The organism is Dactylosporangium salmoneum (genome assembly GCF_039532525.1).
Classification (GTDB): domain Bacteria; phylum Actinomycetota; class Actinomycetes; order Mycobacteriales; family Micromonosporaceae; genus Dactylosporangium; species Dactylosporangium salmoneum.
The window spans coordinates 1-6,582 of sequence record NZ_BAAARV010000112.1 but is presented as its reverse complement, the minus strand read 5'-3'; the positions used below and the strand labels follow the sequence as shown (position 1 = coordinate 6,582).

4 protein-coding genes are annotated in these 6,582 nt (G+C 68.8%); 3 read left to right on the top strand and 1 reads right to left on the bottom strand.

Annotated features, from left to right (window positions below; all coding sequences use genetic code 11):
- Window positions 1-944, top strand: a 944-nt coding sequence (locus ABD352_RS50305) for a WXG100 family type VII secretion target (RefSeq protein WP_344619779.1), incomplete at its 5' end; no start/stop codon positions are given.
- 70 nt (window positions 945-1,014) lie between these two features.
- Here the strand turns inward: ABD352_RS50305 and ABD352_RS50300 are convergent.
- Entirely contained in the window at window positions 1,015-1,587 is a 573-nt protein-coding gene (locus ABD352_RS50300; protein WP_344619778.1) for a hypothetical protein, read from the bottom strand.
- A gap of 141 nt (window positions 1,588-1,728) precedes the next feature.
- Here ABD352_RS50300 and ABD352_RS50295 point away from each other — a divergent pair, with 141 nt between their 5' ends.
- The gene (locus ABD352_RS50295) at window positions 1,729-2,211 is read left to right on the top strand and encodes a WXG100 family type VII secretion target (protein ID WP_344619777.1); all 483 of its coding nucleotides are present in this window, start codon (window positions 1,729-1,731) and stop codon (window positions 2,209-2,211) included.
- A 128-nt stretch (window positions 2,212-2,339) separates the two neighbouring features.
- A partial coding sequence (locus tag ABD352_RS50290) for a hypothetical protein (protein ID WP_344619776.1) occupies window positions 2,340-6,582 on the top strand: 4,243 nt, incomplete at its 3' end.

Sequence of the window (6,582 nt, the reverse complement as noted above, 5' to 3'; positions counted from 1 at the left end):
ACGGTACGGGGTTCACGATCACCTATGACGCGCAGGGTGATGCGTTCGAGAAGTTCGACGACGGTACGGTGCTGGAGACCGATCCGAGCGGTAAGCCGATCCGGCAGATAGCGGCGGACGGCACGACCTACACGGATTTCGACGGCCAGGGCCGGCCAACGCGGGGGACCACGCCCAACGGCCTAGGCTTCACCATCGCCTACGACCCGTCAGGCGGTGCCACCGAGACGTTCGACGACGGCTCGGTGATGGTGACTGATCCGAGCGGTAAGCCCATCAAGGAAGTCACGGCGGACGGGACGACGTTCACCGGGTTCGACGACAAGGGCCGGCCGACTGCGGGGGTCACCAAGGACGGCCATCCCTTCACTATCACCTATGACGACCAAGGTGACGCGTTCGAGCACAACGACGACGGATCCGTCGTGGAGATCGGGCCGGACGGGAAGGTCATCAAGGAAGTCACGGCGGACGGGACGACGTTCACCGGGTTCGACGACAAGGGCCGGCCGACTGCCGGGGTCACCAAGGACGGCCATCCCTTCACCATCACCTATGACGACCAAGGTGACGCGTTCGAGCACAACGACGACGGATCCGTCGTGGAGATCGGGCCGGACGGGAAGGTCATCAAGATATGGACACCGGACGGCACCGAGATCGACTTTGCGGTCGAGATTCCCGCGCTGCACGATGCGATCGGTAAGGTGTCCGCGGAGCGGGACTCGATAAACGCCGACTTCACGGCGATGAAAGGTAAGTTCGCGACGATCGAAAGCCTCTGGCAAAGCCCGGCGGGCGCATCGTTCCCGCCGCTGGCCGACACCTTCAACACCGTGACGCAGTCGTTGCTGACGCTGCTCGACGATGCGATCCACCGGATGCAGACCGCCTACGAGAACTACGTCAACACCGAAAACACCAACGTACAGAACCTCAACTGAACAGGCTGAGCGCCGGCGGGTCGACCGCTAGCGCTCAGCCTGTTCCACTTCATTGGTACCACGCCGTTCCTCAGCTCTGGCCGGGGGTCTGGTTCTCCATCCTCGACGAATGGCCCTCGAGATGGACAGGCAGCGTGGGCAGGTCGGAGTCCTTGTCCGCCCTGGTGTAGAACTGGCCCGCATTGTTGAGCGCACGGACGAACTCGCCGGTCATCTCCACCGCGTCGGCCACCTGAAGCAGGACGTTGTCCGAAACGGCGCTCATCTGCTGCGTCCAGTCGGGGTGTGGATCCTCCAGGTGCTGCGGGTTGACTTTGCTGCCCCATTGTTCGCCGATGGTGTGGTCGTCGGGTACCGAGTAGATCCAGGACTTGGTGCTGGAGATGTAGTCCTTCAACGAGTTGTAGCTTTCGGTCACTTCGTGGGTGCGGTTCAGAATCTGCGAAGTGGCGCCCTCGATGCTGCCCGGTGACACCACATAGTTCGGCACGACCGGCGGTTCCTTGGGGCCCCGGGGTGGGACGGCGTGGCCGAACCGAGGGCCCGACGGCAGGTGGAGCGTGCCGTCCATCGGAGGCCCGAACAGCTCCCATGTCTGACCGAGGGTGGGCGGAGTAACGTCCGGCGGTACGTCGTCAGCCACGAAGATCACCTCCTGATATGGATCTGGTGCTCCATGGTGGCTCCGGATCGTGCGGCCCATCAACGTCCCGGATGTAATGACTGGCGGGTTTGATAAACCGCTCGATACGTTTCCCTGAAAGCAATGTGGTGTTGCGGACGCGTGCCCGCGGTCCGTACCGAGGCAGGAGGGGGCTCGATGCCGGTACCTCCGTACTACGGCGATCAATCGCTGGTCATCAGGGTCGACCCGGACGGCATGTTCGTCACCATGAACCAGGCGCTGGTGTTGTACGGCCAAGGCGTCGTCGACAGCATCAAGCGCATTGTCGACATCTGGAACAACTTGAAGCTCGGCTGGGTCGGCGACACCGCTGACGAGGCGAAGGCGTTCAACGACGCGTGGGCCACCGCCATGATCAACCTCTTCGGCACCGACGCGAATCCTGACGTGGGGATCCTTACCCATATCGCGGACGCTGTGATCCTCGCGTCCATCAACTACGGCGAGGCGGAGGACTCGGTGAACAAGATGTTCCAGCAGATGTCCACCTCGATGATCGCCGGCCGGGTCGCGGGAGGGCTGGGGGCACACGGCGACCCCAGCCGGCATCTCAACGACGGCCCGATCACTGAGAACACCTGACCGAACGACCGGAGCGCGGGCAGGCCGACCCGGCCGGAGAGGGACCCTAGGTGTCGTCAGACGTAGGTCGTGAGTCAACCGGCCCCTCCCACGACCAGGGCGCAGGAGCCACGGGCAAGCCGAATCCGTTGCCCGATCCGGCCCTGTTGCGCGCTTTGGCGGACAGGTGGGAGGCGCTCGCCGTCCAATTGCACGGACTGGCTTCGCAGGTGGTCAGCGCCGTCGCGGGCACGAACTGGTCGGGCGAGGCCAAGAACTCCGCGGTCGGCACGAGCGAGCTCGTCGCTGATTCCGTCCGGGCCGCGGGCGACAACGCACAGCAGATGGCTGACGGGCTGCGGGATTTCGCCGGCAAAGTCGATGAAATGCTGAAACAGCAAAAGGCCGCGGCGTACGCGTTCATTATCGGCTGGATCATCGACGTCGCGACGTTGGGCCTGGCGAGCCTGTTCTCCGGGCTCATCGAGGCGCTGGCGTCGCTTCTGACGAGAGTGATCAGCGCGCTCGGCGCGGAGTTGGCCACGGCCGAGATGTTGGCCGGGTTCGCCGCGAACGCCCTTGCCTGGGGCGGCATCGCCGCTGGCACGAGCATTGTCTCGCAGCTGGCCGGTGAAGGCATCGCCGGTGAGCATCTGCACATCGACCCGCTGTCGGTCGGTATCGCCGGCTTGATGGGCGGGCTGGTGGCGGGTGGCTTCAGCACCCGGTTCGGCCGCGGAGGCAAAGACGTCACAACGCTTCCGCGCAACGAAGAACCCGGTGGGTTGCCGGCGCTGGGCGGCGATCATTCACCGCTGCCGAAACCGGGCAACAATGTCGAGCCTGGCGGCGCGCCGGGCAACGGCCTCCATCTGGGCAGGCCGCCGGCCGTCGAACCAGGCACGGTCACTCCGCTGCGAGCGTCGGATGTCACTGTGGTGGACAGTGTCCGTACGCCGGCGCCGACCAGCAGCGTGCCGCACGACGTGCCCGGCCTGAACGGCGGCCGGCTCGAGGTGCCGAGCGGGGTGCGACCGGTCGACGCGGTGTCGGTGCCCGGCGGACGCGGAAACGATCCGGCACGCACAGTCGATCCTGTACGGGCGGGTACGACGGTCGAGCCGACCGCGCTGCCGAATGCGCGCAGTTCGGTGGTCAACCGGCCGCCGACCCTGGACGAGGCGACCGTCAGCAAGTCGCAGTTCGCCGGTGAGCCGCCGGTTTCCTCCAGCGCGGTACGTCCCGCGAATCTCGCTGCCGAGGGCCCGCCCCCAGGCCGGGTCAACCTCGACGCCGGTGGTCCGCCGGCGGTGCGCACTCCGACGTCGATGAGTACCGACGTGCCGTCGGTACGGGCACCGGGCTCGGCGGGCGGTGAGCTGCCGTCGGTTGTGGATCGGGTTGGTTCGGGTTCGGGTGGGATGAGGTTGGGGGGTTCGGAGCCGGTTCCGGGTCAGCCGGTGGTTCGGGGGTCCGGGGGTGCGGGCGGTACGGAGGTGCGGGTGTCGGCGGGTGGTGAGCCGCCGTCGGTTGTGGATCGGGTTGGTTCGGGTTCGGGTGGGACGAGGTTGGGGGGTTCGGAGCCGGTTCCGGGTCAGCCGGTGCTTCGGGGGTCCGGGGGTGCGGGCGGTACGGAGGTGCGGGTGTCGGCCGGTGATGCGCCACCGTCCACTGTGGAACGGGCGGTTTCCGACTCCGGTACCGGGTCCGGGCGGCAGTTGCTGCGGTACGACTCATCGGGCAATGCGGATCTCGTCACCCTCGCCAAGGAGCACGCGTGGCCGCAGAACGGGAAAACACTCGGTGGTTCGGGTACCGACGGGCCGCCCGTTCGGGCGGCGGGTGCTGCGAACAGAACGCCGGCAAGTGTGTCGAACCCGCCGCGAGACGCGGTGCCCGGCGACGGGCCGGCGGTCTCCGCGAAATCGGACTTGGCGGTGGACCGGTACTCGTATGTCGAGCTGCGGTCGGACGGCACGATGGTCCCGGGAAAGCTGTCCCCGAACGACGTGGTGGCCGACGTCAGGGCGGCCAGCGGAAAGTACCCAGGTGAGTCCGCGTCGGGCGTAGGCCGGATCGGGGCGCAGGAGCCCGGTGAACGGATCGTCACGTACAACCCGCAAGGCAAGCAGTGGGAGGTCACCGGCGTCAGTTCGGCCGGCGACCGGGCGGCGGCCGGGAGCGCCGGCATCGGCCGGCCGGGCCGGCCCGAGCCGGCACCGTCATCTGCCGGGAACGGGCCGCGGGAACAGTGGCTGCAACGAAACCCCAACGGCGACATCAACCTGGTGACGTTCGACCGGCCGCCGGTGCGCGAGGCGGCGCCGGCGGAGCGCGGTGGTGTCGAGTTCCACAGCCTGGACGGTTCGGGTGAGGGCTGGCAGTCGGTCCGGTTGTCGGGCGCCCGGCCGACCGTCGAGCCGGTGCACACCGCCACGCCCGCACGGCCCCAGGATCGTATGGACGCCCCGGCCAACCAGGAGCCGAAACGGGTTCTGGTACGCGATCCGCAGTCCCAGGAGTGGCGGGTCGTCAAGCAGTCCACGCCCGATGGCCCCGGCGGTCCAGGGGGAGCCCGGCCCGCCGCCGGAGAGCCGGACACGGCGCCGTCGTACTACCGGTACAGCGCGCGGACCAACCAGCTCGAACCGGTTCCGGTCAAGGGAGGCCGGGGGCTCGACACGGTGGAGGTACACCTCAACTCCGGCAAGGTGGAGGCGGGCGAGTTCCATCCCACCGGCGGCGGGAAACCGGACCTGCGGTTGCGCAGTGACGGTGCGCTCGAAGGGCCGGGGACCTCGACGGTCAGGCCGGGTGACCTGTCGTACGACGCGGTCGCCGGCGAGATCAGGATGAAGAACGGCGGGTTCTCTTCCGGCGATGGAGGCGGAGGCGAGGGCGGCTCATCCGGCGGCCGGCCCGGCGCCGGCCACTCGGGCGGTGGGACGTCCGTGAAGCCGGCGTCCCGCGGTTCACACACTCAGCTGGCCAAGGACGACGACGTGGTCTTCAGGCGGTCGCCGAAGCCGGAGACCGAGCAGGGCAATGCCACGGACGGCCCACGCGTCGGCCAGCGGCTGGAGACCGTGCTCGAAGAGCCGGACTCCTTCCCCGGTCCGGGCCGGGCCCTCGACGAAGGGGGTCAGAACAGGCCGCAGGCCGGCTCCGGGTCCGGGCCGGTCTCGGCCTCGGACGCGGCCAAGGGCTCGCGGACAATCTCCTACACCCAGGAAGGGCGGCCTGTGCTGGGTCGTCCGGCCGGGTCGCTGCCGGAGCCTCCGCCGCGGAACCCGACTACGCAGGACCCCGCCACCCCGGCGGCCCCCCATAAAGAGGCCTTGGCGGCTTCCGCGCAGGCCGGCGCGCACCGCCTTACTGAGCCGGCGGACCTGTGGGCGCGGCGGCAGAACGCCGGGCGCAACGAGACGCCGTGGCAACCGCAGCAGGTGGCGAACGACGTCGCACGTCAGGACCACCTCGTGCAGCTGCGGCAAGGGCTGGACGCAGGCTTGGACATCACCGTGCACGACCATGTGATCGTCCTGCACCCGCGCGATGTCCAGCCCGCGCCGGTCAGCCGCCCGAGCGGCCTCACCACCGTGGTGGTCGACGGCGTTACGGATATTGCGGCGATCCGCGGGCTCATCACGGCCCTGCCGCCGGACCGGATCGACGGGTTGCGCGTCGAGTACCCCGCCGCGCGGAAGATCGACGGTACCGCGGCCACCGACCTGGCCAACCGGATTCTGACCGGGATTCCCGGCAACGCAAGGCTGGAACTGCGGCCCGATCAACTGCAGCAGCGCTTGCCGCAGAGCCGGCACCTGGTACCCGTGGACGACGCCGGTCAGGTCACCTTCCCCGAGTTCGCCACCCACTACGACGTCTACCCATCGGACCGGCCCGCCCCGCGAGACACCCCGTTCGATCTGGCGCCCGGAGACGAGCCCGCGACGTTCCGGCTCGGCGGCGGGTGGGAGGCGGCGCAGACAACGGCGGGCCTGCATTTCCGTCCCGCCGGTGCCGAGGCGCCGCCGGTCGGCGGCGGCGCCGGCAACACGCCCAGGGTCGTCGTTGGCGTGCCCGGCACGGAGCCGCCGCCGGCCGTGCGGGTGCAGATCGACCGGCTGCTCCAGCAACTCCCAGACCGAGCAGAGATCGTCGAACACGGACCCGCCCCGCGGTTGGTCCACCCGGCCGCCGGGCCCGACGAGAGCCACCAGGGGGCGCTCGGTCCGGCCGAGCGCCAGCCGCAGCCGGCACCGATCGTGCGGCATGACGCGACTGTCTCGCTGGACGGGACCGGGACGATGCCGGCGTTGCCGAGTCGGTCGGTGGGTTCGGTGGGTGGTGTTCCGGTGGTTGCGGCTGGTGTGGTGTCGGTTGGTGGGT